The sequence below is a fragment of the Limnospira fusiformis SAG 85.79 genome, from assembly GCF_012516315.1.
Lineage (GTDB): Bacteria > Cyanobacteriota > Cyanobacteriia > Cyanobacteriales > Microcoleaceae > Limnospira > Limnospira fusiformis.
Map to the genome: position 1 here is coordinate 4,167,572 of NZ_CP051185.1, position 25,593 is coordinate 4,193,164.

At 47.0% G+C, this 25,593-nt stretch carries 16 protein-coding genes and 10 pseudogenes; 16 read left to right on the forward strand and 10 right to left on the reverse strand.

Translation table 11 applies throughout. The features are described 5' to 3' along the window. Nucleotides 1-30 precede the first annotated feature (30 nt). Complete coding sequence (locus HFV01_RS19520; protein WP_006620881.1) at nucleotides 31-564, forward strand: single-stranded DNA-binding protein; 534 nt, start codon at nucleotides 31-33, stop codon at nucleotides 562-564. Between the two features lie 21 nt (nucleotides 565-585). Here HFV01_RS19520 and rppB read toward each other — a convergent pair whose 3' ends face one another. Both rppB and rppA read right to left on the reverse strand, forming a co-directional pair. Then, nucleotides 586-1,989: a two-component system sensor histidine kinase RppB gene (rppB, locus tag HFV01_RS19525; protein WP_006620882.1), complete on the reverse strand. Its 1,404-nt coding sequence runs from the start codon at nucleotides 1,987-1,989 to the stop codon at nucleotides 586-588. After that, nucleotides 1,986-2,681, reverse strand: a complete 696-nt coding sequence (rppA, locus tag HFV01_RS19530) for a two-component system response regulator RppA (RefSeq protein ID WP_006620883.1) — start codon at nucleotides 2,679-2,681, stop codon at nucleotides 1,986-1,988. The genes rppB and rppA overlap by 4 nt, the downstream gene beginning before the upstream one ends. A 145-nt stretch (nucleotides 2,682-2,826) precedes the next feature. Between rppA and HFV01_RS19535 the strand changes: the two genes are divergently transcribed. Continuing rightward, nucleotides 2,827-3,477, forward strand: a complete 651-nt coding sequence (locus HFV01_RS19535; protein WP_006620884.1) for a permuted SH3 domain-containing protein — start codon at nucleotides 2,827-2,829, stop codon at nucleotides 3,475-3,477. A 20-nt stretch (nucleotides 3,478-3,497) separates the two neighbouring features. Beyond that, nucleotides 3,498-6,663: pseudogene (locus HFV01_RS19540) on the forward strand (efflux RND transporter permease subunit). A 39-nt stretch (nucleotides 6,664-6,702) separates the two neighbouring features. Here the strand turns inward: HFV01_RS19540 and lipB are convergent. Then, complete coding sequence (gene lipB / locus HFV01_RS19545) at nucleotides 6,703-7,419, reverse strand: lipoyl(octanoyl) transferase LipB (RefSeq protein ID WP_006620887.1); 717 nt, start codon at nucleotides 7,417-7,419, stop codon at nucleotides 6,703-6,705. 1,103 nt (nucleotides 7,420-8,522) lie between these two features. Between lipB and HFV01_RS19550 the strand changes: the two are divergent. Continuing rightward, nucleotides 8,523-8,996 (forward strand): annotated as a pseudogene (locus HFV01_RS19550) (IS4-like element ISAtsp3 family transposase); the annotation flags it as partial. A 19-nt stretch (nucleotides 8,997-9,015) separates the two neighbouring features. Here the strand turns inward: HFV01_RS19550 and HFV01_RS19555 are convergent. Continuing rightward, nucleotides 9,016-10,082, reverse strand: a pseudogene (locus HFV01_RS19555) (IS630-like element ISAtsp4 family transposase). A 55-nt stretch (nucleotides 10,083-10,137) separates the two neighbouring features. Here HFV01_RS19555 and HFV01_RS19560 point away from each other — a divergent pair. Further along, a pseudogene (locus HFV01_RS19560) lies at nucleotides 10,138-10,572 on the forward strand (transposase); the annotation flags it as partial. 1 nt (nucleotide 10,573) lies between these two features. Here the strand turns inward: HFV01_RS19560 and HFV01_RS19565 are convergent. Further along, nucleotides 10,574-11,450, reverse strand: a protein-coding gene (locus tag HFV01_RS19565; RefSeq protein ID WP_048895136.1) for an IS630-like element ISAtsp1 family transposase whose coding sequence is annotated in 2 segments (ribosomal slippage) — nucleotides 10,574-11,119 and nucleotides 11,121-11,450 — 876 coding nt in all. Because the reading frame shifts where the segments join, the coding sequence is not laid out codon by codon here. A 55-nt stretch (nucleotides 11,451-11,505) separates the two neighbouring features. Here HFV01_RS19565 and HFV01_RS19570 point away from each other — a divergent pair. From HFV01_RS19570 to HFV01_RS19585, 4 genes and pseudogenes are all read left to right on the forward strand, one after another. Beyond that, nucleotides 11,506-11,697 (forward strand): annotated as a pseudogene (locus tag HFV01_RS19570) (IS4 family transposase); the annotation flags it as partial. A 395-nt stretch (nucleotides 11,698-12,092) separates the two neighbouring features. Then, a protein-coding gene (locus tag HFV01_RS19575) for an IS630-like element ISAtsp1 family transposase (RefSeq protein ID WP_157883430.1) occupies nucleotides 12,093-12,969 on the forward strand; the annotation gives its coding sequence in 2 pieces (ribosomal slippage) (nucleotides 12,093-12,422 and nucleotides 12,424-12,969; 876 coding nt in all). A gap of 369 nt (nucleotides 12,970-13,338) precedes the next feature. Continuing rightward, the gene (locus HFV01_RS30995) at nucleotides 13,339-13,461 is read left to right on the forward strand and encodes a hypothetical protein (RefSeq protein ID WP_006620893.1); all 123 of its coding nucleotides are present in this window, start codon (nucleotides 13,339-13,341) and stop codon (nucleotides 13,459-13,461) included. Nucleotides 13,462-13,933: 472 nt separating this feature from the next. Beyond that, nucleotides 13,934-14,809, forward strand: a complete 876-nt coding sequence (locus tag HFV01_RS19585; RefSeq protein ID WP_193520319.1) for an IS630 family transposase — start codon at nucleotides 13,934-13,936, stop codon at nucleotides 14,807-14,809. Between the two features lie 507 nt (nucleotides 14,810-15,316). On the opposite strand, the gene HFV01_RS19590 is transcribed toward HFV01_RS19585, so the two are convergent. Further along, entirely contained in the window at nucleotides 15,317-15,457 is a 141-nt protein-coding gene (locus tag HFV01_RS19590) for a hypothetical protein (protein ID WP_006620896.1), read from the reverse strand. 364 nt (nucleotides 15,458-15,821) lie between these two features. Between HFV01_RS19590 and ltrA the strand changes: the two are divergent. The 3 genes and pseudogenes from ltrA (at nucleotide 15,822) to hpf (ending at nucleotide 18,961) form a co-directional block, all read left to right on the forward strand. Beyond that, nucleotides 15,822-17,632, forward strand: a pseudogene (gene ltrA / locus HFV01_RS31000) (group II intron reverse transcriptase/maturase). 272 nt (nucleotides 17,633-17,904) lie between these two features. Beyond that, a pseudogene (locus tag HFV01_RS32160) lies at nucleotides 17,905-17,976 on the forward strand (HNH endonuclease); the annotation flags it as partial. A 346-nt stretch (nucleotides 17,977-18,322) separates the two neighbouring features. Next, nucleotides 18,323-18,961 (forward strand): ribosome hibernation-promoting factor, HPF/YfiA family, encoded by a 639-nt coding sequence (hpf, locus tag HFV01_RS19610; RefSeq protein ID WP_006620899.1) that lies wholly within the window; start codon nucleotides 18,323-18,325, stop codon nucleotides 18,959-18,961. Between the two features lie 204 nt (nucleotides 18,962-19,165). Here hpf and HFV01_RS19615 read toward each other — a convergent pair. The 3 genes and pseudogenes from HFV01_RS19615 to HFV01_RS19625 all read right to left on the reverse strand — a co-directional run. Further along, nucleotides 19,166-19,411, reverse strand: a pseudogene (locus tag HFV01_RS19615) (zinc ribbon domain-containing protein); the annotation flags it as partial. A gap of 119 nt (nucleotides 19,412-19,530) precedes the next feature. Next, nucleotides 19,531-20,407 (reverse strand): IS630-like element ISAtsp1 family transposase gene (locus tag HFV01_RS19620; RefSeq protein ID WP_249432976.1). Its coding sequence is split into 2 segments (ribosomal slippage): nucleotides 19,531-19,593 and nucleotides 19,595-20,407, totalling 876 coding nucleotides; the frame shifts between segments, so codons are not numbered across the junction. Nucleotides 20,408-20,489: 82 nt separating this feature from the next. Next, nucleotides 20,490-21,366 (reverse strand): IS630 family transposase gene (locus tag HFV01_RS19625; RefSeq protein WP_193520320.1). Its coding sequence is split into 2 segments (ribosomal slippage): nucleotides 20,490-21,035 and nucleotides 21,037-21,366, totalling 876 coding nucleotides; the frame shifts between segments, so codons are not numbered across the junction. Between the two features lie 669 nt (nucleotides 21,367-22,035). Between HFV01_RS19625 and HFV01_RS19630 the strand changes: the two genes are divergently transcribed. The 4 genes and pseudogenes from HFV01_RS19630 to HFV01_RS19645 all read left to right on the forward strand — a co-directional run. After that, entirely contained in the window at nucleotides 22,036-22,215 is a 180-nt protein-coding gene (locus HFV01_RS19630) for a hypothetical protein (protein ID WP_008050473.1), read from the forward strand. Nucleotides 22,216-22,398: 183 nt separating this feature from the next. Further along, nucleotides 22,399-23,275, forward strand: a protein-coding gene (locus HFV01_RS19635; RefSeq protein WP_048895136.1) for an IS630-like element ISAtsp1 family transposase whose coding sequence is annotated in 2 segments (ribosomal slippage) — nucleotides 22,399-22,728 and nucleotides 22,730-23,275 — 876 coding nt in all. Because the reading frame shifts where the segments join, the coding sequence is not laid out codon by codon here. A gap of 764 nt (nucleotides 23,276-24,039) precedes the next feature. Beyond that, nucleotides 24,040-24,933: an IS630 family transposase gene (locus HFV01_RS19640; RefSeq protein WP_039932096.1), complete on the forward strand. Its 894-nt coding sequence runs from the start codon at nucleotides 24,040-24,042 to the stop codon at nucleotides 24,931-24,933. A 19-nt stretch (nucleotides 24,934-24,952) separates the two neighbouring features. Continuing rightward, nucleotides 24,953-25,322: pseudogene (locus HFV01_RS19645) on the forward strand (HNH endonuclease); the annotation flags it as partial. On the opposite strand, the pseudogene HFV01_RS19650 reads toward HFV01_RS19645, so the two are convergent. Continuing rightward, nucleotides 25,323-25,556 (reverse strand): annotated as a pseudogene (locus tag HFV01_RS19650) (IS630 transposase-related protein); the annotation flags it as partial. It abuts the pseudogene before it with no gap. Nucleotides 25,557-25,593: the final 37 nt, after the last annotated feature.

Below are 25,593 nucleotides of genomic sequence, written 5' to 3' on the forward strand. Positions count from 1 at the left end.
AACCTACTGTTTTCAAGAGATATAATTTGCATGAATAGCTGTATTTTGACCGCCAAAATTATTCAGGAACCACAACTGCGCTACACAGCCGATAATCAAATACCCATTGCCGAAATGTTAGTCGAGTTCAGCAGTAACCGACCCAATGACCCCCCATCACACTTAAAAGTAATTGGGTGGGGAAATACAGCCCAAGAAATTGGACAAAACTATCATGTGGGTGATTGTGTACTCATCGAAGGTCGCTTGGGGATGAACGTGGTGGAAAGACCCGAAGGCTTTAAAGAGAAGCGAGCCGAATTGGTCGCGACGCGGATTTATACTATCAGTAGTTTGATATCTGGCAACCCAGAAACCCCGATCAACACTCATTCCGCCCCCAGTTCCGCCCCCAGTTCCGCCCCGAGTAATGTGGTCCCCCTTGGTAGTCGTAACCGCACGAGCCCTAATCCCCCAACCTCTGGATTAGAATATGATGCACCGGAAACTCGCTCTCCCGTTACTCCTAACCCTGAACCATCTCAATCAGATACTCCGGGTGATGACGATCCGATTCCCTTCTAATCTCAAATCCCCTTGAAAGACTCACCGTTTCAGAGAGGGGAAGTTTTTAAGCAACTTGGGTTCTGCTATACAAGGAAATTGCAGGGTAAATAAACTGCCTTTTCCCAGTTCACTTTTGACCGTCAGAGATGCTTGATGATGATAAGCGATCGCCTGTGCTATGGCTAGTCCTAATCCGGTTCCCCCAGTTGGGCGAGAGCGATCGCTATCCACCCGATAAAATCTCTCAAAAATTCGAGTTTGGGCTGCTACGGCCATGCCAATCCCTGTATCTTGGACTGTAATTAAAGCCGTGCGATCGCGCACCATTAAACTCACCACCACTTCCCCTGCTTTAGGCGTATATTGAATGGCATTAGCGATTAAATTCGACACTAAACGATAAAGCTGAGATTCATTACCTAACACATAAATTTCCTCAGCAGGAACTTCTTGCATTAGATTAATTTCCGCCAGAGTTGCAAATTCTGCATATTCTTCAGTTAAATCATGAATTAAATCATTTAAACAACAGGGTTTAAAGATTTGGCTAGATGTGTGATGTTCCAAGGTACTGAGAAATAATAAATCGGCGATTAAATGGCTTAAACGTCGTCCCTGTCGTTCAAGGGTTTGTAGCATCGCCTGCATTTGCTGGGGATTTGATGGGGGAACCCGTAAAATAGCCTCAATAGTTGCTAAAAGAGTCGCGAGGGGAGAGCGCAGTTCATGGGCAGCATTGGCGGTAAACTGTTGTTGCTGTTGATAGGATTGGTAAATAGGCCCCATCGCTAATCCAGAAAGCCACCAACCAGCCACCACGACTAAACCTAACGCCAAGGGAAACCCTAAACCTAAAATCCACCTCATTCGATTAACTTCTGCATCAAACGTCGCTAAAGTGCGTCCAATTTGGATATATCCCCAAGAGGAATCTAAGTGCATTGGCGTTTGAGGATTAACCTTGCCACTGTGGAGAATGGTAGTGAATTGATGGTAGCGCGTCCCTCTCGCACTGCGAAAGGTTTGCCAAGGTGTGGGGTTTAGGGTTTGGGGTAAGGGGAGAGGGTGATTTGGGGAAAAGGCTAAAAGTTGACCGCGATGATTGAACACCCGGATATAGTAGGTACTGCGATCGCTAATGCCAATAGTATGACGCTGAATTAAGGTGGGGTGATGGTTACAAGGTTGTCCTTGTAGGCATAAATCGGGAAAAATTTGTCGTAGGATACCTGTTGGCTCTCCCGATTGAGGGAGCATGGGTTCTAAGCTATCATGAAGTGTCCCGGCGATTGATTCCATTTCCCGTTCCATCGCTGTCCAATTCGGCTGAATCAGAGAGCGATACACCCCAAACCCCGATAAGCCCAAAATCCCACCCATCACTAACGCATACCAAAGCGCCAGACGGATTCTGCTATGGCGAAACAGTTGATAGCTATTCATCGCGGGGAGGTATTAAAACGATAACCCTGACCTCGGATGGTTTCAATGGGACACCCGCAGTCATAACTGGCTAATTTTCGCCTTAATAAGCGCATTTGCGCCGCCACCACATTACTGATGGGTTCCTCCTCTAAATCCCACAGTTGATAGCGGATTTTACTCCCCGGAATAATGCGATCGGGATTTTGCATTAAATAGGCAAAAATCTGGAATTCTTTGACCGTTAAGGGAATCATTTTTGGGGGTTGGGTGAGTCGATTACAGATAGTATTGTTGGCGTAATCTAGCATAAATGCGCCTACAGTCAGGGTTTGGGGTTGGAGGGTGGGCGATCGCCTTTGGAGAGCGCGTAAACGAGCCAATAATTCCGCCATCACAAAAGGCTTCACTAAATAATCATCAGCCCCCGCATCAAATCCAGTAATTCGATTTTCCGGTTGTCCCAGAGCCGTTAACATCAAAATCGGTAGGGGGTTCTGGTGAGAGCGGATGCGTTGGCATAACTCCAAACCCGACAATCGAGGCAATAACCAATCAATAATCGCCACCGTGTAATCTGTCCATTGACTGTCTAAACAATGCCAAGCCTGAATCCCATCGGCTACCCAATCGACAATATATTTCTCATTGACCAGAACTTGCTTAATGGCCAATCCTAATTCCGCTTCATCTTCGACTAACAGGATTCGCATTGTGAGAATTGCCAGGGGGAGACGACTGCGATCGAGGTTAACAGACCGCGAAGGAAAAAGGGGGAGATTTCACCTGGATTTCATCTTTTCTTTGGCAAACTGGGGAGGCTTTGGTATAAAACCCCATTTTTTGTGAGGAGGTCTGATGAACACAACTTCTATGATTGGCTCAATGTTCGCTCTGAGCTTAATTTTCGGCACACCCACCCTAACCTTAGCCCATGTAGGACATGGGGATGAGTTTCAGGCTGAAGGCGGCATTGATCGGGTTCCTGTCAAGCCAGAAACCGATTCCCTCCTAGGGATTAATGTTACCCCCATTGCTCCGGCGGCGGATGGGAGTTACCGCGTTCTTGTTCCCATGACCGCCCTAGTCGATGCCGATGGGAAACAGTTAGCCTTTGTCTTGTATGGTAATTTTTATGAGCCAGTTCCCGTGCAAATCGGAACAGCAGAAGGGGAATGGGTCGAAGTAACCGAAGGGTTATCCGTTGGGGAACAACTGGTTACCCAGGGTAGTTTGTCCCTCTATGCTGAATCTCGCAAAACCCAAACAGCAGCAACTGCACCCAGTCCAGAAACCGCCACCACTCCCCCCGATGAAGTTCATGCTCAAGCGGAAGCTCAAGGTATCCCACAGGAACAGGATGTTGAGGGTAATCTGGCGGAAACCACAAGCAATAACTTTCCGATGGGAACTTTAGCTACCGTTGGGGGAGGAGTTTTGCTCCTCTGCGGTGGGATTTTCTTCTGGACAGGGAGTCGTCGGAACAAAAATCTCTTTTCCGACAAATAAGGGAGGATTATTGTTAGTCGATGTTTAACACCATCCTTAATCAGACCCTAAAAAATTCCATTGCTCAACGATGGTTAATCGTTATCGGGGCGATAGTCATAACCATCTGGGGCTTTTTGAGCATCACGCAAATGCCCTTGGATGTTTTCCCTCCCTTTGCTCCCCCTCAAGTAGATATCCAAACTGAGGCGGTTGGTTTGGCTCCCGAGGAAGTAGAGGCTCAGATTACGGTTCCTATTGAAAGTGCGGTTAATGGCTTACCCAGTGTTACCCTGGTGCGTTCTTCCTCCAAGGTGGGACTCTCTATGGTTCATGTTGTCTTTGACCAGGAGGCTGATATTTACCAAGCGCGGCAGGCTGTAACGGAACGACTGCAACAGGTGATGAGTCAACTTCCCCAAGGGATTCATCCGCCGGAAATTTCCCCCTTAGTCTCTCCTTTGGGAACGATTCTGCAATATGCCTTTACGGTGAATGGTCAGGGAGAAACGTCTCTGATGGATTTACGCCGTTTGGTGGATGTTACCCTCAGAAATCAGATTCTCTCGGTTCCTGGTGTGTCTCAGGTGACTATTTATGGGGGGGATGAACGGGAAGAACAGATTTTGGTCGATCCGCAACTGTTGCGATCGCGTCAAGTCTCCCTTACTGAAGTAACTGAAGCGGCAAGGGAAGCCAATTCCAACGCCCCAGGGGGTTTTCTCGTAGGCGGAGGTCAAGAGTTACTCATCCGAGGCATCGGACAGGTTAACACCCTAGAAGACTTGCAGCAGTCGGTGGTGAAAGTTCAATACGGTGAACCGATTTTGCTGCAAGATGTGGCTGAAGTCAAAACGGGAGCGGCACTTAAACGGGGAGATGCCAGCTTTAACGGACAGGCGGCGGTGGTGTTGATGATTAACAAACAACCCGATATAGACACCCCCACCGTCACCCAAGCCGTGGAAGCGGTGATGAACTCCCTACAGTCTACCTTTCCCCCTGATGTGGAAGTTCAACGCACTTTCCGTCAGTCAAACTTCATTGATTCTGCCATTGGCAACGTTAGCGGCTCCCTGATTCAAGGAATCATCATCGTTTCGGTGATTATGTTGCTCTTTTTAATGAATTTGCGCACGGCCATCATTACCCTGAGTGCTATTCCTTTGTCTCTGCTGATTGGCTTAATGTTGATGAAAGCTGTGGGGTTAGGGATCAATACTATGACCCTGGGCGGCCTAGTGGTGGCGATCGGCTCCGTGGTCGATGATGCCATTGTGGATATGGAAAACTGCTATCGTGGTTTACGGCGGAATCAAACCCAAGAAACCCCAAAACCCCCCTTTCAAGTGGTTTATGACACTTCGGTTCAGGTCCGTTTAGCCGTCATTTTTTCCACGGTTATTATCATAGTCGTCTTTGCCCCCATTTTTAGTTTAACGGGGGTAGAAGGGCGAATTTTCGCCCCCATGGGTTGGGCTTATTTGCTCTCCATTGCGGCCTCTACTTTGGTCGCCATGACCCTTTCTCCCGCCCTCTGTGCCATTTTATTGGCTCATCATAGACTCCCCCAGGAAGGCACTTTTATTTCACGCTTGGCCGAAAGTTGGTATCGCCCTCTGCTCAATTTGTCTCTGAGGACTCCCCAACTGATTTTAGGATTAGCCTTAGCCTCCTTAGTGGCTACTCTAGCCGTTGTGCCTTCCTTGGGACGGGTTTTCCTGCCGGAATTTCAGGAAAAATCCATGGTCAACTCTATGGTTTTATTCCCTGGTGTCTCTTTGGAGATGACCAATCGGGCGGGAATGGCTCTGGCTCAATCCCTACAAGATAATCCCCTTTATGAATGGGTACAAGTCCGCGCTGGACGCGCTCCGGGGGATGCTGATGGGGCGGGGGTGAACATGGCTCATGTGGATGTAGAGTTGAGTGATGTTGCCCTGGAAGACCGAGAGGCTGCTGTTCAGCAACTGCGGGAGAAGTTTCTGCAATTGCCGGGGGTTGCTCCCAATATTGGCGGTTTTATTTCTCACCGCATGGATGAAGTTTTATCGGGGGTCAGAAGTGCGATCGCTGTCAAAATTTTTGGCCCCGATTTAGTCCAGTTGCGTCAAGTCGGGGAACAAGTCCGCGATGCCATCAAACCCATTGCGGGAGTCGTAGACTTACAATTAGAACCTCAATTACCTATCCGCCAAGTTCAAATTCATTATGACCGCTCGGCGGCGGCTGGTTATGGTTTAACTATGGCTGCCATTTCTGAAGTCGTGGCAACCGCCCTCAATGGTCAAGTGGTGTCCCAAGTCCCGGAAAATCAACAACTGATTAATATTATCGTCGGTTTGCCGATCGCCTCACGCAATAATTTAGATGCCATTGGGGCGATTCCCCTCTCTACCCCCACCGGACAAATTATTCCCCTCAGTGCTGTGGCTAGAGTTGAATATGGTATGGGGGCTAATGTGGTGAATCGGGAAAATGTGTCTCGTTTAATTGTCGTATCAGCCAACGTTGCGGAAAGAGACTTAGGCAGTGTGGTGAGTGACATTCAAGCTGCTATCCGCCAAAATGTCCAGTTACCCAATGGCTACTTTATCCAATATGGCGGACAGTTTGAAGCGGAACAAAAAGCCACCAATAATCTGGTCTGGTATAGCCTCCTGGCCGCGATTATGATTGCCATTTTGATGTTCTTCTCGGTTAAGTCTCTCCCGGCAACTGTGGCGATTATGCTCAATCTTCCCCTGGCCTTGGTGGGTGGTATTGTCTCGATTCTCTTAACGGGGGGGGTAATCTCCATTGCTTCTCTGATCGGGTTTATTACCCTGTTTGGGGTGGCTGTCCGCAATGGTTTGCTGTTGGTGGATAACTACAACCAGAAGTTTGCTCAAGGGATGCTGTTAAAAGAGGTTATTACTCAAGGGTCCCTAGAGCGGTTAAATCCTATCCTGATGACGGCTTTAACTTCTGCTCTGGGAATGTTACCGTTGGCGATCGCACAGGGGGCCGGAAATGAAGTTCTACAACCCCTCGCCATCGTGGTATTAGGAGGATTATTCACCTCTACGGCTTTAAAGAGTGTTAGTCATTCCAGCCTTATATACCCAGTTTGGCAAGTGGTTAATCCCCCGACTATCTCCTAATCAATGGGAGGAAACTTTCCGCAAGCATGAGCCATCTACCCCAGCAATTCAGTCAAAATCTTAGTTTTGATGGGTGAATAGACCCTTGTGGGGCTCCTTTGGCTCAAGTTATGGCGATCGTTCCGGGCGCCTTTTCCTCTCGAGTAAGTTTGAGGGTGACTCCAAAAACTTCAGCAAAACAGGCCGCGAGGACATCCCGGACTTGCTCGATGGAAATATCCGGGACTAATTCAGCCAGACTCCCTACGGGGAAATCAGAAATACCACAGGGAACGATCGCTTTAAATCCAGTTAAGTCAGGACAAACATTCAAGGCGAACCCGTGCATAGTAATCCAGCGACTCACCTTAATGCCAATGGCTGCTACTTTAGTTTCCCCCACCCAAACCCCTGTCAAACCCTCAACGCGCTGGGCCTCAATTCCCCAAACCCTAATTGTCCGAATCAATACTTCTTCTAGTTGCCGCAAATACCAATGTAAGTCCATTTGATATCGTCGCAGGTTCAAAATCGGATATCCCACCAACTGACCGGGACAGTGATAGGTCACTTCCCCACCCCGTTCTACTCTGTACAGTTCATATTCAGACTCATGGGGGTCAAACTTGAGAAATTCAGAACTAGCCCCCTGTCCCAGGGTATAAACGGGCGGGTGTTCTAATAAAATCAAAATATCCTCTAAATTTGGACAATTAATGCGATCGGCCACTAAGTCTTGCTGCCATCTCCAAGCCTGTTGATAAGAAATTAGTCCCAAATTATAAAATTGGCAATAAACCTCATTAGTATCGACAATAGCAACAGGAGTGTCGTCGGGCATGGTAAAATATTCTTATATGAGCGAAACGTTCAGGAGAAGAAATAAGGCTGCAATGCCTGAAATCAACTCCTGGTGGGGTTCCAGCCCCGAGTCTGGATAAATGAAGGTGACATGAACACCCCATAACTGTTTGTATGTCCCGACGCTTGGACTCACCTCCAGGCAAGGAAGGGAATCTCAAGGTCAATATACGGACTGCTGCTGTTAAACGTAGAAGTAGTTATGGTCGAAAGGGAAGTCGCCTTCCCCAACTCCAATTCCAAACCGTGCTTGATACTTTCACATCACACGGCTCCTAATGTAGATACCCTATTGTCAGTAGGAACAGGGCTACAACCCCCTGCTTTATGACCTCAACTTTCGGAGCTATATACAACCACGTAGTCATTAACTCGCTCTCGTCATAAACACTCTTAGTTGTCGCGGTCTCTATATCCACACCGTGACTAGTGGGCATATCCTAACCATTACAGTTAGGCATTAGCTTTCAGTCACATCCTTTCCCCTAGGAGGGTTAGGGGTCGAGAGTGAAGTCACCTTCCCGAACTCCCATTCAGAACCGTGCTTGATAGTTTCCCATCACACGGCTCCTGGTGTGGATACCCTATTTGTCAAAGGAGCAGAATCAAGAGACCTGCTTTCTACTTCGATGTTCAGAGCTATATGCACCACGTAGTCTTTACACTCGTCCTCGCCATTATACTCTTACTGACCGCAGTATCTATATCCCCACCGTGACCTGTGGGCATATCCCAACCATTACAATTGGGCTTTAGCTTCTGGTCACATCCTTAACCCTCTAAGCATGCGCTTAAATGTTTCACTACTGCCTTGTGAATTGCATTACTCACTTGTTTATAGGCAGAGCATTAGAGGGGTTACAACGTTCCGATTATATGGGCATTCCATCGTTAGATTTGTCCTCAGAACCGGGGTACCTCAGTACAGGACAAAAAAGCTGAAAGTCTTAGCCAAAAGGGAATCTAGCCGAAAATTCTGAAGGGGGCGCTCCGGGCTGAGGTGAAAGTCGAGGGGTGGGGGGGTAGCGCCAAGTTGGGGTGAGAGGGTTAGATCGGAATTACCACAAACCAAACTTCCCTCTCATGAACGAGCTTAACCGATTACGAGACACTTTGCGCCCTCACTTGCCCTGGCACGGGGCGAGATTAAACTTTGTCTGCCTGTTCCTGATGGCGCTATTCCAAACAAAGACGGTTAATCTGATGGAAATAGCGACTGTATTCGCAAATCCTGTGCAAATTTCCTCAAATTACCAGCGATTACAACGTTTTTTTCGGCAATTCAAATTTGACCGGGCAGAGATTGCCCGTTTCGTCGTTAGCCTCATTGACATTCCCCAACCTTGGACTCTTAGTCTCGACCGCACCTGTTGGTCTTTCGGTCAAACCCATTTCAACATCTTGATGTTGGCAGTCGTCCACGAGGGGATTGCCTTTCCCCTGCTGTGGACGATGCTTGACAAAAAGGGCAATAGCAACAGTGGCGAACGCATGGACTTATTCGACCGCTTCGAGGCACTATTTCCTGACGTGGAGGTGGCTTGTCTGACCGCTGATATCAAGTCCGGATAATCAATTATAGTAAAGTCTCGGTTTGAGGCCACCAATGAAAACTGGTCAAGCCTCGAATTAATTCGCGCTGTTTCCACAAACTTCGGCAGCGAGCACACAAGAGTTCCTCTAGCTGATCAAGATTCTCAAATGAACGATTGGCAATGGGTTCATCTACCAGAGGCCACAGTCTTTCTGCTGGTTGTAGTTCCGGGGAATGGGACGGTAGAAACATTAAATGCAGTCCTTCGGGTACTTTCAGATTCTTACTGATATGCCATCCGGCTTGATCAACCACTAACATAATGTGTTGATTTGGACCTAATTTAAATTCGGCAGCAAACTCCTGTAACACTCGACTAAATAGAGTTGTATTGACGTAAGGTATAATCCACCAATAAGTCTCTCCCGTTTCCGGTCTCACAAAACCATATAGCCATAACCACTCGAATTTCCAATTAATATGGGCGAGTGGTTGACAATCTTCCGCTACATAAATACGTCGCATCACCGGTTTGAGTCCCAGACGGTGTTCATCTTCGCTCCACAATTGCACCTGTGCATCAGGGTATCTCCGGCGAAGTCCCTCTAACTCCGTTACCAGTTTTTTTTCCAGGCTTGCTGCTCGTCTTCGTCACTTTCGATGTGAGCCGGTCTCGGTACACGAAGCCGAAATGTCATTTGTCGCAGAATCTCCCATCCCCTTTGTCGGCTAATTTTTCGTCCAGTTACTCCTGTCAACCAGTCTGCCACCTGGCGACCGTTCCACAGTCCCCCATCCGGCGCTGTTCCTTGCAGGGCTTGCCATAACTGAGCTTGAGTCACATCATCAATTAACGGTGGATGTCCGGGATTTCCTTTTCGGCGCGCACCCAGCCCTTTTAATCCCAATTGGTTGTATCTCTTTACCAATTCATAAATCCAGATGCGACTGTAGCCCGTAATTTCTTGGACTTCCTCCGTGGTCTTCCCCTTAGCCAACAACCAAATAATTTGATATTGGCGACTTTCCAAGCCCTCTTGGGCTTGGTGATCAGCCCGGCCAAGTTCTTCGGTACTTAAGTGGGGAGCTATACTAATTCGTCTGGGCATAACGCAAGTTTGGCATTGGTCACTGATATTATAACCGATTAAGCGAACTTGATATGACCGGGAATTTGTGGGGCGAGATTGGCTCTCGTATCTTCTCATCGACCCCGAGGTTCCTTTCCGCCTACGCATCCGCCACAGCGAGCTGATTAGTCCTAAGTTAGGAGGAACTCGGCGTAGCGGCGAACGAATGTTTGATTCTCTGCGACCCGGAGAATTTCGCCAGCTTTCGGGTCGCCGTTGGGTTTGGGGACGGCAGGTTTACGTCATTGGCTCTCGTCTGGCTGATTCGGGGGAGTTGTTGATTCTCATCACTAACGCTTGCCCCGAAACGGCCCTCCCCGACTATGCTCGGCGTTGGGGTATTGAAAACCTCTTCGGAGCCTTGAAGACTCGGGGCTTCTGTCTCGAATCGACTCACTTTAAGGACCCTGAGCGCTTGAGCCGTTTATTGGCTTTGCTTAGCCTGGCTTTTATAGCATTAGTCAAGGTGGTTAGGACGCAGCTTTGAGAACGGAATCCATGGCATCATGGAGAGAATCAAACTGCTCAATGCAGTGGCGAATACGGGCTTTCAGCCACGACCAACATTTCTCTATCTTGTTGAGGTCTGGCGAATAAGGTGGTAGATAGAGTAAACGGCATTGAGCTGCCTCCACCAGTTCAGCAATCCGTCCCCCTTTATGAAACGTTGCATTGTCCAATACTAGAGTCTGACCTGGCTTCAATGTTGGAATTAAGATGAACTCCAACCACAACTCAAACACTGTCCGATTACAACAACCCTCAAAGCTAAAGGGAGCTAAGAGTTGTTGATGACACCATGCGGCTATCATACTTACCCTGCCCTGCCTCTTCCCTGATTTGAGTGCATGGAAGCGTTTTCCTTCCTCGCAGTAACCATAAGGGTAATCCGAGTCCTGACTATTCATGCCGGCTTCATCGAGGTAGACCACTTCTTCCGGCTCCATCTGTTCAATCTGAGCCATAAACTCCTCTCGCTGTTGCTCATCACGTTCTTGGTAGCCGTAAGTTTTTTTTTCTGGTGAAGCCAATTTTCTTCAAGGCTCTGGATATGGTGCGAGGAGAGATGTCGTCATCCCAAAGTTCAGCCATTTGAGCTGCTGTTTTGTCGCCATGCTCTTGGGCAAAAGCCTTGAATTTTTCCCAGTCGGTAATTTTGTGGTTATTGCCAGGTCGGTGATGAGGTTTAGGGAGGAAGTCTCCGGTCTGTGCTTTTCTTTGCAGCCAGAGATTAATGGTGTTCCTGCTGACATGGAAAACTTGACTGGCTTCTGTTTTGGGCATACCGTCTAGTTCAATGGCATCAATAACTTTTTGTCTGAGGTCGTAACTATAGGGGGCTGGCATTTTTGGTCTTCTTAGTCATCTCGTCCTCTCCATTATACGTCCTAAGTGTTCTGTCTTGTGCTATACTTGGGCTATGAAGGTGGGTTTGTGGATTCACCAAGGTTCACCCATTCCTTTGAAGGCTCACGGACGACGCTCCCAGAGTCTTTTCCGCACTGGCTTCGATTTTCTACGCCGCACTTTCTCTAATCTGCCTTTGTTTTCAGGGCGGTTTCACCAGGCTCTACAACTTTTGTCCTGTACTTAGCCGGGGTACTTTTCAAGGTCTGTGTAGGTAGTCGGACGAACCCCCTACTTTTCCCCTTGCCCTTTTGAGCGCAGCGTGTCAACCTATTTCGCTGCTAGTGTATTACGATGGTTCAAGTCGGACATTCGGTCTTCCTAATCATAGATGGTTAGCAGTGGTCGCGTCTTGGTAGTAGGTTCTACCTCACGCCTTCCGTTCCCCGCTTCAATCCTGGAGTTATGATTTCCAAAACTGGGGGTGGCTATCGCCGTTATTCTCTACTCCCTGATTTCTCAGTTCGTTTATGACCTTGAGTTCCCTGCCTTGCTTAGTTCCCTAAGCGTCGGGACATATAGCACAAGACAGAACACTTAGGACGTATAATGGAGAGGACGAGATGACTAAGAAGACCAAAAATGCCAGCCCCCTATAGTTACGACCTCAGACAAAAAGTTATTGATGCCATTGAACTAGACGGTATGCCCAAAACAGAAGCCAGTCAAGTTTTCCATGTCAGCAGGAACACCATTAATCTCTGGCTGCAAAGAAAAGCACAGACCGGAGACTTCCTCCCTAAACCTCATCACCGACCTGGCAATAACCACAAAATTACCGACTGGCAGAAATTCAAGGCTTTTGCCCAAGAGCATGGCCACAAAACCTCCGCTCAAATGGCTGAACTTTGGGATCACGACATCTCTCCTCGCACCATATCCAGAGCCTTGAAGAAAATTGGCTTCACCAGAAAAAAAAACTTACGGCTACCAAGAACGTGATGAGCAACAGCGAGAGGAGTTTATGGCTCAGATTGAACAGATGGAGCCGGAAGAAGTGGTCTACCTCGATGAAGCCGGCATGAATAGTCAGGACTCGGATTACCCTTATGGTTACTGCGAGGAAGGAAAACGCTTCCATGCACTCAAATCAGGGAAGAGGCAGGGCAGGGTAAGCTATATAGCCGCATGGTGTCATCAACAACTCTTAGCTCCCTTTAGCTTTGAGGGTTGTTGTAATCGGACAGTGTTTGAGTTGTGGTTGGAGTTCATCTTAATTCCAACATTGAAGCCAGGTCAGACTCTAGTATTGGACAATGCAACGTTTCATAAAGGGGGGCGGATTGCTGAACTGGTGGAGGCAGCTCAATGCCGTTTACTCTATCTACCACCTTATTCGCCAGACCTCAACAAGATAGAGAAATGTTGGTCGTGGCTGAAAGCCCGTATTCGCCACTGCATTGAGCAGTTTGATTCTCTCCATGATGCCATGGATTCCGTTCTCAAAGCTGCGTCCTAACCACCTTAACTAATGCTATATAACCAGTTATGAGGATGGTCAGGAGAGGTCTCCTTATATCCAGATTCGGAGCTGGAATCCTCACCGGGTAGTTATTTCGGGCATTTCAGCCCTATTTCATACCCGAACGTCTCGCACCATACGCTTACACTTTTCACGCTCTGCTTGCGAGTAATATTGCTCACTTGTTTATTAGCAGAGCCTAAGAGGGGTTTAAACGTTCCGTTTATATGGGCATTCCATCTTTAGATTGGTCCTATCCACCGGGGTATTTTCAAGGTCTGTGTAGGTAGTGTAAGTAAACTCCTACTTTTCCCCTTGCTCTTTTGAGCGCAGCGTTTCAACCTGTTTCGCTACTATAAATTGACGATGGTTCAAGCCGGACATTCGGTTTCCCTAATCATAGATGATTGGCAGTGGTCGGGTTATTGGGAACAGGTTTCCCTCACGCCTTCCGTTCCCCGCTTCAATCTGACGGGTTGTGAGTCCTGAAACTGGGGGTGGCTATCGCCTTTACTCTCAACTTCCTGCTGTACATAAAACCAGCGTTCAGTCTTGACCTTGAGTTCCCTGCCTTGTTTGGATTCCTCCAAACGTCGGGACATATAAACAGTTATGGGGATGGTCAGAAACGAGATACGAGTTTCTTGTATTCAACCAAGGGGTTGAAGTCCCCACTAGGAGGTTATTTCGAGCATCTCAGCCCTATTTCATTCCTAAACATCTCGCACACTCACTTATTTATTAGCAGAGCCAATGAGGGGTTTAAACGTTCCATCTATGCGGGCATTCCATCTTTAGATTTGTCCTATCCACCGGGGTACTTTTAAAGGTCTGTGTAGGTAGTTATAACAGCCTCCTACTTTTCCCCTTGCCCTTTTGAGCGCAGCGTATCAACCTATAGCACAAGACAGGAAAGTTAGGACGTATAATCGAGAGGACGAGATGACTAAGAAGACCAAAAATGCCAGCCCCCTATAGTTACGACCTCAGACAAAAAGTTATTGATGCCATTGAACTAGACGGTATGCCCAAAACAGAAGCCAGTCAAGTTTTCCATGTCAGCCGGAACACCATTAATCTCTGGCTGCAAAGAAAAGCACAGACCGGAGACTTCCTCCCTAAACCTCATCACCGACCTGGCAATAACCACAAAATTACCGACTGGCATAAATTCAAGGCTTTTGCCCAAGAGCATGGCGATCAAACCTCCGCTCAAATGGCTGAACTTTGGGATGACGACATCTCTCCTCGCACCATATCCAGAGCCTTGAAGAAAATTGGCTTCACCAGAAAAAAAACTTACGGCTACCAAGAACGTGATGAGCAACAGCGAGAGGAGTTTATGGCTCAGATTGAACAGATGGAGCCACAAGAAGTGGTCTACCTCGATGAAGCCGGCATGAATAGTCAGGACTCGGATTACCCTTATGGTTACTGCGAGGAAGGAAAACGCTTCCATGCCCTCAAATCAGGGAAGAGGCAGGGCAGGGTGAGCTATATGGCCCCATGGTGTCATCAACAACTCTTAGCCCCCTTTAGCTTTGAGGGTTGTTGTAATCGGACAGTGTTTGAGTTGTGGTTGGAGTTCATCTTAATTCCAACACTGAAGCCAGGTCAGACTCTAGTGCTAGACAATGCAACGTTTCATAAAGGGGGACGGATTCCTGAGCTAGTGGAGGCGGCTCAATGCCGTTTGCTCTATCTACCACCTTATTCGCCAGACCTCAACAAGATAGAGAAATGTTGTTCGTGGTTGAAAGCCCGCATTCGCCATTGTATTGAGCAGTTTGATTCTCTCCATGATGCCATGGATTCCGTTCTCCAAGCTGCGTCCTAACCACCTTGACTAATGCTATAACATCCACGACAGCAATTAGGATACGGTCAACTTCCGCACTTATACAACAAATTACCCCAAAAAGCAAGAGGTTTTTGACAAAACTTTACATAGATTTATGTCAGTCTGGCTGTCGGTGATCAGGTGAGCAGATTGTGGTAACATAATAGGATATCCGCTCAGGTTGCAAGACCTTGGGTTCAGAAAAGATATGCTAAAACATGGCGGATCTTGATGGACTTAAAAAAGTAAGCCAAAGTAGTAGCGATAACACTGTAAAAAGCTAGGCTACACCTAAAAGTGCGAGACGTTCAGGCATGAAATAGGGTTGTAATACCCGAAATAACCGCCTGGTGGGGATTTCAGCCCATCGGTTGAATATAAGAACCTCGCTTCTGACCATCCCCATAACTGTTTATATGTCCCGAAGCGAAAAGCAAGGCAGGGAACTCAAGGTCAATCCCACAAAGAAAATCGTAATGCTCAATTACACCATAAGGAGGAGTATTAAAACCACTTAGGCGATTGTGGGAAAGAGTAACGGCGATAGCCACCCCCAGTTTTAGGAATCACAACCCTAGGATTGAAGCGGGGAACGGAAGGCGTGAGGGAAAACCTATTCCCAATAATCCGACCACTGCCAACCATCCATGACTAAGGAAATCTGAATGTTCCGACTTGAACCATCGTCATTAGCAGGCAGCGAAATAGGTTGACACGCTGCGCCCAAAAGGGTAAGGGGAAAAGTAGGGTTCTTTATATAACACCTACACAGACCTTTAAAGTACTCCGGTGGATAGGACAAGTCTAAAGACGGAATGCCCATATAAACGGAACGTTTTAACCCCTCTTAGGCTCTGATTATCTGGTCGAGATAAACAGTAGTGAAAGTGTAAGCGCCAGCCTATTAGGGGATGAGATGTGACCAGAAGCTAACGCCCTGCTGTAATGGCAGGGATATGCTGACAAGTCACGGTTTGATTGTAAAGAATAGAGTCTAGTAGGAGTCATTATGACGAAAGCGAGTTTAAAGAAAGGGTTTGAGAAATCAAAGCCAATCAAGACTACGAGTGTATGGAAAGCTATACCATGGGCGAAAGTTCAACGTCAAGTTTTCAAGCTCCAAAAGAGGATATTTCAAGCAGCTAAATCGGGACAGGACGCAAAAGCAAGAAGGTGGCAACGTCTACTGGTGAAATCATATTATGCCCGACTCTTAGCAGTGCGGCGAGTGACTCAAGATAATCAAGGCAAAAAGACAGCAGGTGTCGATGGAATGAGAGCAATCTCCCCAAGACAAAGACTGGAACTAGCTAAGAGTATCAAAGGAAATCTCAAAGCAAAACCACTGCGTAGGGTGTGGATTCAAAAACCCGGAAGGGATGAAAAACGTCCTCTGGGAATACCCACTATCCAAGATAGAGCAAGGCAAGCCTTGGTAAAGTCGGCACTCGAACCTGAATGGGAATCGAGGTTTGAAAGCAACAGCTATGGGTTCCGACCCGGACGGTCAGCCCATGATGCAATATCCAGAATCTTTCAAAGTATAAACAAAGGAGGTTATTACATACTGGATGCAGATATAGCCAAATGCTCTTACCGTGAACCATGATTATCTACTGAACACAATTCATTGTCCAAGCAACCTAAAGAAAGACCTGAAACAATGGCTTAAAGCAGGAGTGCTAGATAACGGCGTTTTCGATGATACAGAAACAGGGACACCCCAAGGAGGGGTAATAAGTCCACTCCTAGCCAACATCGCACTGGATGGAATAGCTAGGTTAATTGAAACAATGTATCCTAAGAAAAATAATAGGGCTCAAGCCACTACAATAAGATACGCCGATGATTTCGTAGTAATATCACCATCACTCGAAATTATTGAACAGTGCAAGACTGCTATTTCTGAATGGCTCAAACCTGTAGGACTAGAGATTAAACCTGAAAAGACTCGAATTTGTCACACACTCAAACCTATTGAGTATAATGGCAAAACAGAAGAACCCGGGTTTGATTTTCTCGGATTCAATATCAGGCAATACCCGGTAGGAAAATACAAGTCTGGGAAATTAGGGGAACGAAGGAAAGGTAGTTTTCTACTTAATAAAACCCCTCACAAAATGTTGGGATTCAAAACCCACATTAAACCCAGCAATAAAGCAGTTAAAGCCCATACAGAAGTGATTAAAGGTGTAATCAAACAACATAAAACAGCACCTCAATCAGCCCTGATAAACAAACTAAACCCGATTATTCGGGGATGGTCAAACTATTATTCAGGAGTCGTCTCATCAGAGACCTTCGGTAAGCTAGACAATATAATCTGGCAGATGTTACGGGCATGGACAGTATCAAGATGCGGAAAGGCAAGTTTACGAGAAGCTAGGAAACTATTTCAGACATGGAACAGTTAAACTTAGCAATGAGGTAGAAAGGCATGAATCTTGGTTATTCCAGACCAAGGATGGACACACACTATGGAAACATAGCTACACTCCGATTGCCAGACATACCACAATACGCCCTGAAGCAACACCATACGACGGAAATTGGACTTATTGGGCAACCAGAAAAGGACAAGCAATCGACACGCCAACAAGGGTAGCAAAACTACTCAAGAAGCAAAAAGGCAAGTGTACCTGGTGTGGGCAATACTTTACCCCATCAGACATAGTTGAAATAGACCACATTGTACCTCGAAGTCTCGGCGGAAAGGACGAATACAAAAATCTTCAACTACTACACCGCCACTGTCACGATGATAAGACGGCACTTGACAATGCCAACGCTGTATCCCTAACAATGGAGCAATCAGACTAGGAGCCGTATGATGGGAAACTATCACGTACGGTTTTGTATGGGAGGGGGAGAAGGTGACTTCTCTCTCGACACTACTAAGTTGCGACAATTTCCTTATTTTGGGGGAACCAAAGGGCATCATCAAAGTAATTCTTAACCGGAGTCTACCGCTGTGGAACGACTGAAAAACCAGGTGATAGGTCGGCCAGTTATATTCTGGACAATCATGGATGATTGAATAGGATGATCTGTGAATTGACCCATCAAGAATTGTCAAGAGATGCAAAGGATTTTACTGTCACGATGATAAGACGGCACTTGACAATGCCAACGCTGTATCCCTAACAATGGAGCAATCAGACTAGGAGCCGTATGATGGGAAACTATCACGTACGGTTTTGTATGGGAGGGGGAGAAGGTGACTTCTCTCTCGACACTACTAAGTTGCGACAATTTCCTTATTTTGGGGGAACCAAAGGGCATCATCAAAGTAATTCTTAACCGGAGTCTACCGCTGTGGAACGACTGAAAAACCAGGTGATAGGTCGGCCAGTTATATTCTGGACAATCATGGATGATTGAATAGGATGATCTGTGAATTGACCCATCAAGAATTGTCAAGAGATGCAAAGGATTTTAAAGAAATTACATTTCTGAAATGCAAAATGTTAAGGTGAAGTTAAGCCCACACTATGATCGGGAGGGAGCTGTATGAAGCTTGTTATCCAGGGTAAAAATCTTGAAATTACCGATGCTATTCACGAGTATGTACAACAGAAAATTGCCAAAGCTGTTAGTCACTTTCAGCAATTGACAAACGAAGTGGATGTCCATTTATCTGTGGCTCGGAACCCTCGGATAAATCCAAGACAAACTGCTGAAGTCACGATTTATGCCAATGGCACAGTTATTCGTGCTCAAGAAAGCAGTGAAAATCTCTATGCCAGTATTGACCTAGTAGCAGATAAAATTGCTCGTCAATTGCGTAAGTACAAAGAAAAACGCATGGCGAAACAATATCAGCTTCCTAAGACTGGTGAAGTGGTTGCACAGAAGCCCATTGTTGATGATTTAATTGGCGATCGCACTGTGAAACTTCCAGAAGAAGTGGTGCGGACGAAATATTTTGCCATGCCTCCCATGAGCATTCAAGAAGCATTAGAACAGTTGCAGCTTATTGATCATGATTTTTATATGTTCCGTAATGCTGAAACTGATGAGATTAATGTAATCTATCAGCGATCGCATCATGGTGGTTATGGAGTCATCCAACCCCGCAATGGTAGCGTTCCGACCAGTAATGGTCAAACTGGTGCGGAATTGACAGAACGGGCTTCGACCTCTCCTTAAAGTAGGTAGGTGAAGCCACATAATATAGTTGACACTCCCATTAGGGTTAGTGGCGGGTTTCGCCTGTCGCGCCTGTCACCGGGGAGTTAGGCGGCGCGAGGGCTTGGTTTGAGGAATCAGGCCCTTAGTTAGTTGGGATTAATCAACCCACCCTTGGATAAAAGATTGACACTCCCCGGCCTAAAGGCGCGGGGATTCGCAGTTCTACGGGAGTCCAACGACTTTACCCTCACCGAGCTTCTTGACGGTAAGCCCTGCCGCTGCAATCCCTCGGTTCCGAATGACTTGGGCGGCGGCCACGTCGCGATTGGTGATGTAGCCGCACTCAGGACATTTATGAACCCGGATACTGAGGTCTTTCTTGACCGCTGTTGAGCATTGAGGGCACTCTTGACTGGTGCCTGCTGCTTCAACCTTGGCAAAATACACGCCACGCTTCCAGCACACCCATAGTAGGGGTCGAGAGAGATGTCACCATCTCCCCCTCCCATGCAAAACCGTGCTTGAGACTTTCACCTCACACGGCTCGTAGGGTGCGTCACATCCAGATATAGTATTAGTCAAGGTGGTTAGGACGCAGCTTTGAGAACGGAATCCATGGCATCATGGAGAGAATCAAACTGCTCACGTGCAGTGGCGAATACGGGCTTTCAGCCACGACCAACATTTCTCTATCTTGTTGAGGTCTGGCGAATAAGGCGGAAGATAGAGTAAACGGCATTGAGCTGCCTCCACCAGTTCAGCAATCCGTCCCCCTTTATGAAACGTTGCATTGTCCAATACTAGAGTCTGACCTGGCTTCAATGTTGGAATTAAGATGAACTCCAACCACAACTCAAACACTGTCCGATGACAATAACCCTCAAAGCTAAAGGGAGCTAAGAGTTGTTGATGACACCATGCGGCTATCATACTTACCCTGCCCTGCCTCTTCCCTGATTTGAGTGCATGGAAGCGTTTTCCTTCCTCGCAGTAACCATAAGGGTAATCCGAGTCCTGACTATTCATGCCGGCTTCATCGAGGTAGACCACTTCTTCCGGCTCCATCTGTTCAATCTGAGCCATAAACTCCTCTCGCTGTTGCTCATCACGTTCTTGGTAGCCGTAAGTTTTTTTTCTGGTGAAGCCAATTTTCTTCAAGGCTCTGGATATGGTGCGAGGAGAGATGTCGTCATCCCAAAGTTCAGCCATTTGAGCGGAGGTTTTGTCGCCATGCTCTTGGGCAAAAGCCTTGAATTTTTGCCAGTCGGTAATTTTGTGGTTATTGCCAGGTCGGTGATGAGGTTTAGGGAGGAAGTCTCCGGTCTGTGCTTTTCTTTGCAGCCAGAGATTAATGGTGTTCCGGCTGACATGGAAAACTTGACTGGCTTCTGTTTTGGGCATACCGTCTAGTTCAATGGCATCAATAACTTTTTGTCTGAGGTCGTAACTATAGGGGGCTGGCATTTTTGGTCTTCTTAGTCATCTCGTCCTCTCCATTATACGTCCTAAGTATTCTGTCTTGTGCTATTAGCATTAGTCAAGGTAGTTAGGACGCAGTTTGGAGAACGGAATCCATGGCATCATGGAGAGAATCAAACTGCTCAATACAATGGCGAATGCGGGCTTTCAACCACGACCAACATTTCTCTATCTTGTTGAGGTCTGGCGAATAAGGTGGTAGATAGAGCAAACGGCATTGAGCCGCCTCCACTAGCTCAGAAATCCGTCCCCCTTTATGAAACGTTGCATTGTCTAGCACTAGAGTCTGACCTGGCTTCAGTGTTGGAATTAAGATGAACTCCAACCACAACTCAAACACTGTCCGATTACAACAACCCTCAAAGCTAAAGGGGGCTAAGAGTTGTTGATGACACCATGCGGCTATATAGCTCACCCTGCCCTGCCTCTTCCCTGATTTGAGGGCATGGAAGCGTTTTCCTTCCTCGCAGTAACCATAAGGGTAATCCGAGTCCTGACTATTCATGCCGGCTTCATCGAGGTAGACCACTTCTTGTGGCTCCATCTGTTCAATCTGAGCCATAAACTCCTCTCGCTGTTGCTCATCACGTTCTTGGTAGCCGTAAGTTTTTTTTTCTGGTGAAGCCAATTTTCTTCAAGACTCTGGATATGGTGCGAGGAGAGATGTCGTCATCCCAAAGTTCAGCCATTTGAGCGGAGGTTTTGTGGCCATGCTCTTGGGCAAAAGCCTTGAATTTATGCCAGTCGGTAATTTTGTGGTTATTGCCAGGTGGGTGATTAGGTTTAGGGAGGAAGTCTCCGGTCTGTGCTTTTCTTTGGAGCCAGAGATTAATGGTGTTCCGGCTGACATGGAAAACTTGACTGGCTTCTGTTTTGGGCATACCGTCTAGTTCAATTGCATCAATAACTTTTTGTCTGAGGTCGTAACTATAGGGGGCTGGCATTTTTGGTCTTCTTAGTCATCTCGTCCTCTCCATTATACGTCCTAACTTTCCTGTCTGGTGCTATATATCCACACCGTGACTAGTGGGCATATCCTAACCATTACAGTTAGGCATTAGCTTTCAGTCACATCCCTTCCCCTTAAAGGGTTAGGGGTCGAGAGTGAAGTCACCTTCCCGAACTCCCATTCAGAACCGTGCTTGATAGTTTCCCATCACACGGCTCCTGGTGTGGATACCCTATTTGTCAAAGGAGCAGAATCAAGAGACCTGCTTTCTACTTCGATGTTCAGAGCTATATGCACCACGTAGTCTTTAAACTCGTCCTCGCCATTATACTCTTACTGACCGCAGTATCTATATCCCCACCGTGACCTGTGGGCATATCCCAACCATGACAATTGGGCTTTAGCTTCTGGTCACATCCTTCACCCTCTAAGCATGCGCTTACATTTTTCACTACTGCCTTGTGAATAGCATTACTCACTGGTTTATAGGCAGAGCATTAGAGGGGTTACAACGTTCCGATTATATGGGCATTCCATCGTTAGATTTGTCCTCTCCGCCGGGGTACTTTTAAAGGTCTGTATAGGTAGTCGCACGAACCCCCTACTTTTCCCCTTGCCCTTTTGAGCGCAGCGTGTCAACCTATTTCGCTGCTAGTGTATTACGATGGTTCAAGTCGGACATTCGGTCTTCCTAATCATAGATGGTTGGCAGTGGTCGCGTCTTGGTAGTAGGTTCTACCTCACGCCTTCCGTTCCCCGCTTCAATCCTGGAGTTATGATTTCCAAAACTGGGGGTGGCTATCGCCGTTACTCTCTACTCCCTGATTTCTCAGTTCGTTTATGACCTTGAGTTCCCTGCCTTGCTTAGTTCCCTAAGCGTCGGGACATATAACCAGTTATGAGGATGGTCAGGAGAGGTCTCCTTATATCCAGATTCGGAGCTGGAATCCTCACCGGGTAGTTATAGCACAAGACAGAACACTTAGGACGTATAATGGAGAGGACGAGATGACTAAGAAGACCAAAAATGCCAGCCCCCTATAGTTACGACCTCAGACAAAAAGTTATTGATGCCATTGAACTAGACGGTATGCCCAAAACAGAAGCCAGTCAAGTTTTCCATGTCAGCAGGAACACCATTAATCTCTGGCTGCAAAGAAAAGCACAGACCGGAGACTTCCTCCCTAAACCTCATCACCGACCTGGCAATAACCACAAAATTACCGACTGGGAAAAATTCAAGGCTTTTGCCCAAGAGCATGGCGACAAAACAGCAGCTCAAATGGCTGAACTTTGGGATGACGACATCTCTCCTCGCACCATATCCAGAGCCTTGAAGAAAATTGGCTTCACCAGAAAAAAAAACTTACGGCTACCAAGAACGTGATGAGCAACAGCGAGAGGAGTTTATGGCTCAGATTGAACAGATGGAGCCGGAAGAAGTGGTCTACCTCGATGAAGCCGGCATGAATAGTCAGGACTCGGATTACCCTTATGGTTACTGCGAGGAAGGAAAACGCTTCCATGCACTCAAATCAGGGAAGAGGCAGGGCAGGGTAAGTATGATAGCCGCATGGTGTCATCAACAACTCTTAGCTCCCTTTAGCTTTGAGGGTTGTTGTAATCGGACAGTGTTTGAGTTGTGGTTGGAGTTCATCTTAATTCCAACATTGAAGCCAGGTCAGACTCTAGTATTGGACAATGCAACGTTTCATAAAGGGGGACGGATTGCTGAACTGGTGGAGGCAGCTCAATGCCGTTTACTCTATCTACCACCTTATTCGCCAGACCTCAACAAGATAGAGAAATGTTGGTCGTGGCTGAAAGCCCGTATTCGCCACTGCATTGAGCAGTTTGATTCTCTCCATGATGCCATGGATTCCGTTCTCAAAGCTGCGTCCTAACCACCTTGACTAATGCTATATTTCGGGCATTTCAGCCCTATTTCATACCCGAACGTCTCGCACCTTGCGCTTACACTTATCACTACTGACTACCTCGACCAGATTGTCAGAGCCTGAAAGGGGTTATAACGTTCCGTTTATATGGGCATTTCATCTTTAGATTTGTCCTGTCCACCGGGGTACTTTAAAGGTCTGTGTAGGTAGTTAGAATAGCCACCTACTTTTTCCCTTGCTCTTTTGAGCGCAGCGTATCAACCTGTTTCGCTACTCAATTCTTACGATGGTTCAAGCCGGACATTCAGTCTCCTTAATCATGGATGGTTGGCAGTGGTCGTATTATTGGGAATAGGTTTTCCCTCACGCCTTCCGTTCCCCGCTTCAATCTGACGGGGTGTGATTCCTGAAGTTGGGGGTGGCTATCGCCGTTACCCTCATCTCTGATTCCGTCTATTCCTTGTTCGGTTTCCCGGTTTCTTTTTTGGTTCGGTTTCCCGTCCCTCTAATTGTTAAGAAATATTAATAATTGTTACAGAGTGTTTTGACCTTGGGTTCCCAGCCTTATTTTGTATAACCCTATACAAAATGTCGGGACATATAAAAAGTTATAGGGATGGTCAGGAGAGTATCCTTATATTCAGCCGGGGGGTTGAAGTCCCTACCAGACGGTTATTTCAGCATTGCAGCCTATTTGCGTCTGAACGTTTCACACATCCGGGAGAATTATAGGAAAAGACAGAAAAGTTAGGACGTATAATAGCAAGGATATCTACAGAAGACCCAAAAGGCCAGCCCCCTACAGTTACGACCTTAGACAAAAAGTTATCAATGCAATTGAACTATACGGTATGTCCAAAACTAAAGCCAGTCAATTTTTCCATCTCAGCCGGAACACTATCAATCTCTGGCTGCAAAGAAAAGAACACACCGGAGACTTCCTCCCTAAACCTAATCGCCCACCTGGTCATAACCACCAAATTACCGACTGGCACAAATTCAAGGCTTTTGCCCAAGAGCATGGCGATCAAACCTCCGCTCAGATGGCTCAACTTTGGGATGACGACATCTCTCCTCGCACCATATCCAGAGCCTTGAAGAAAATTGGCTTCACCAGAAAAAAAACTTACGGCTACCAAGAACGTGATGAGCAACAGCGAGAGGCGTTTATTGCTCAGATTCAACATATGGAGCCGGAAGAGTTGGTTTACCTCGATGAAGCTGGCATCAATAGTCAAGACTCGGATTATCCTTATGGTTACTGTGAGGAAGGACAACGCTTCCATGCCCTCAAATCCGGGAAGAGGCAGGGCAGGGTGAGCTATATGGCGGCATGGTGTCATCAACAACTCTTAGCCCCCTTTAGCTTTGAGGGTTGTTGTAATCGGACAGTGTTTGAGTTGTGGTTGGAGTTCATCTTAATTCCAACATTGAAGCCAGGTCAAACTCTAGTACTGGACAATGCAACGTTTCATAAAGGGGGGCGGATTGCTGAACTGGTGGAGGCGGCTCAATGCCGTTTACTCTATCTTCCGCCTTATTCGCCAGACCTCAACAAGATAGAGAAATGTTGGTCGTGGTTGAAAGCCCGCATTCGCCATTGTATTGAGCAGTTTGATTCTCTCCATGATGCCATGGATTCCGTTCTCCAAGCCGCGTCCTAACCACCTTGACTAATGCTATAAAAATGTAGCGCTTGAAATTGAGCATATCCAGCCCCGGTCTAAGGCTGGCTCTGACCGGGGTTTCTAACCTGACGATGGCTTGCCACTCATGCAATCAAGCCAAAGGCAATGGGGACATTCGAGATTTTTTATCGGGCCAGCCTGATTTACTGAGTCGTCTTCTCAGGCAGGCAAAATCACCCCTTAAAGATGCAGCAGCGGTCAATTCAACTCGATGGGCATTGTTCAATGCTTTGAAAGCAACAGGACTCCCAGTAACCACAGGAACGGGCGGACAAACTAAGTTCAATCGAATTCGGCTCAACCTACCTAAAGCTCATTGGATTGATGCTGCCTGTGTTGGACAAGTCGAATCACTCGAAGTTCTTATGCTCTTGGGCAAAAGCCTTGAATTTCTGCCAGTCGGTAATTTTGTGGTTATTGCCAGGTCGGTGATGAGGTTTAGGGAGGAAGTCTCCGGTCTGTGCTTTTCTTTGCAGCCAGAGATTAATGGTGTTCCTGCTGACATGGAAAACTTGACTGGCTTCTGTTTTGGGCATACCGTCTAGTTCAATGGCATCAATAACTTTTTGTCTGAGGTCGTAACTATAGGGGGCTGGCATTTTTGGTCTTCTTAGTCATCTCGTCCTCTCCATTATA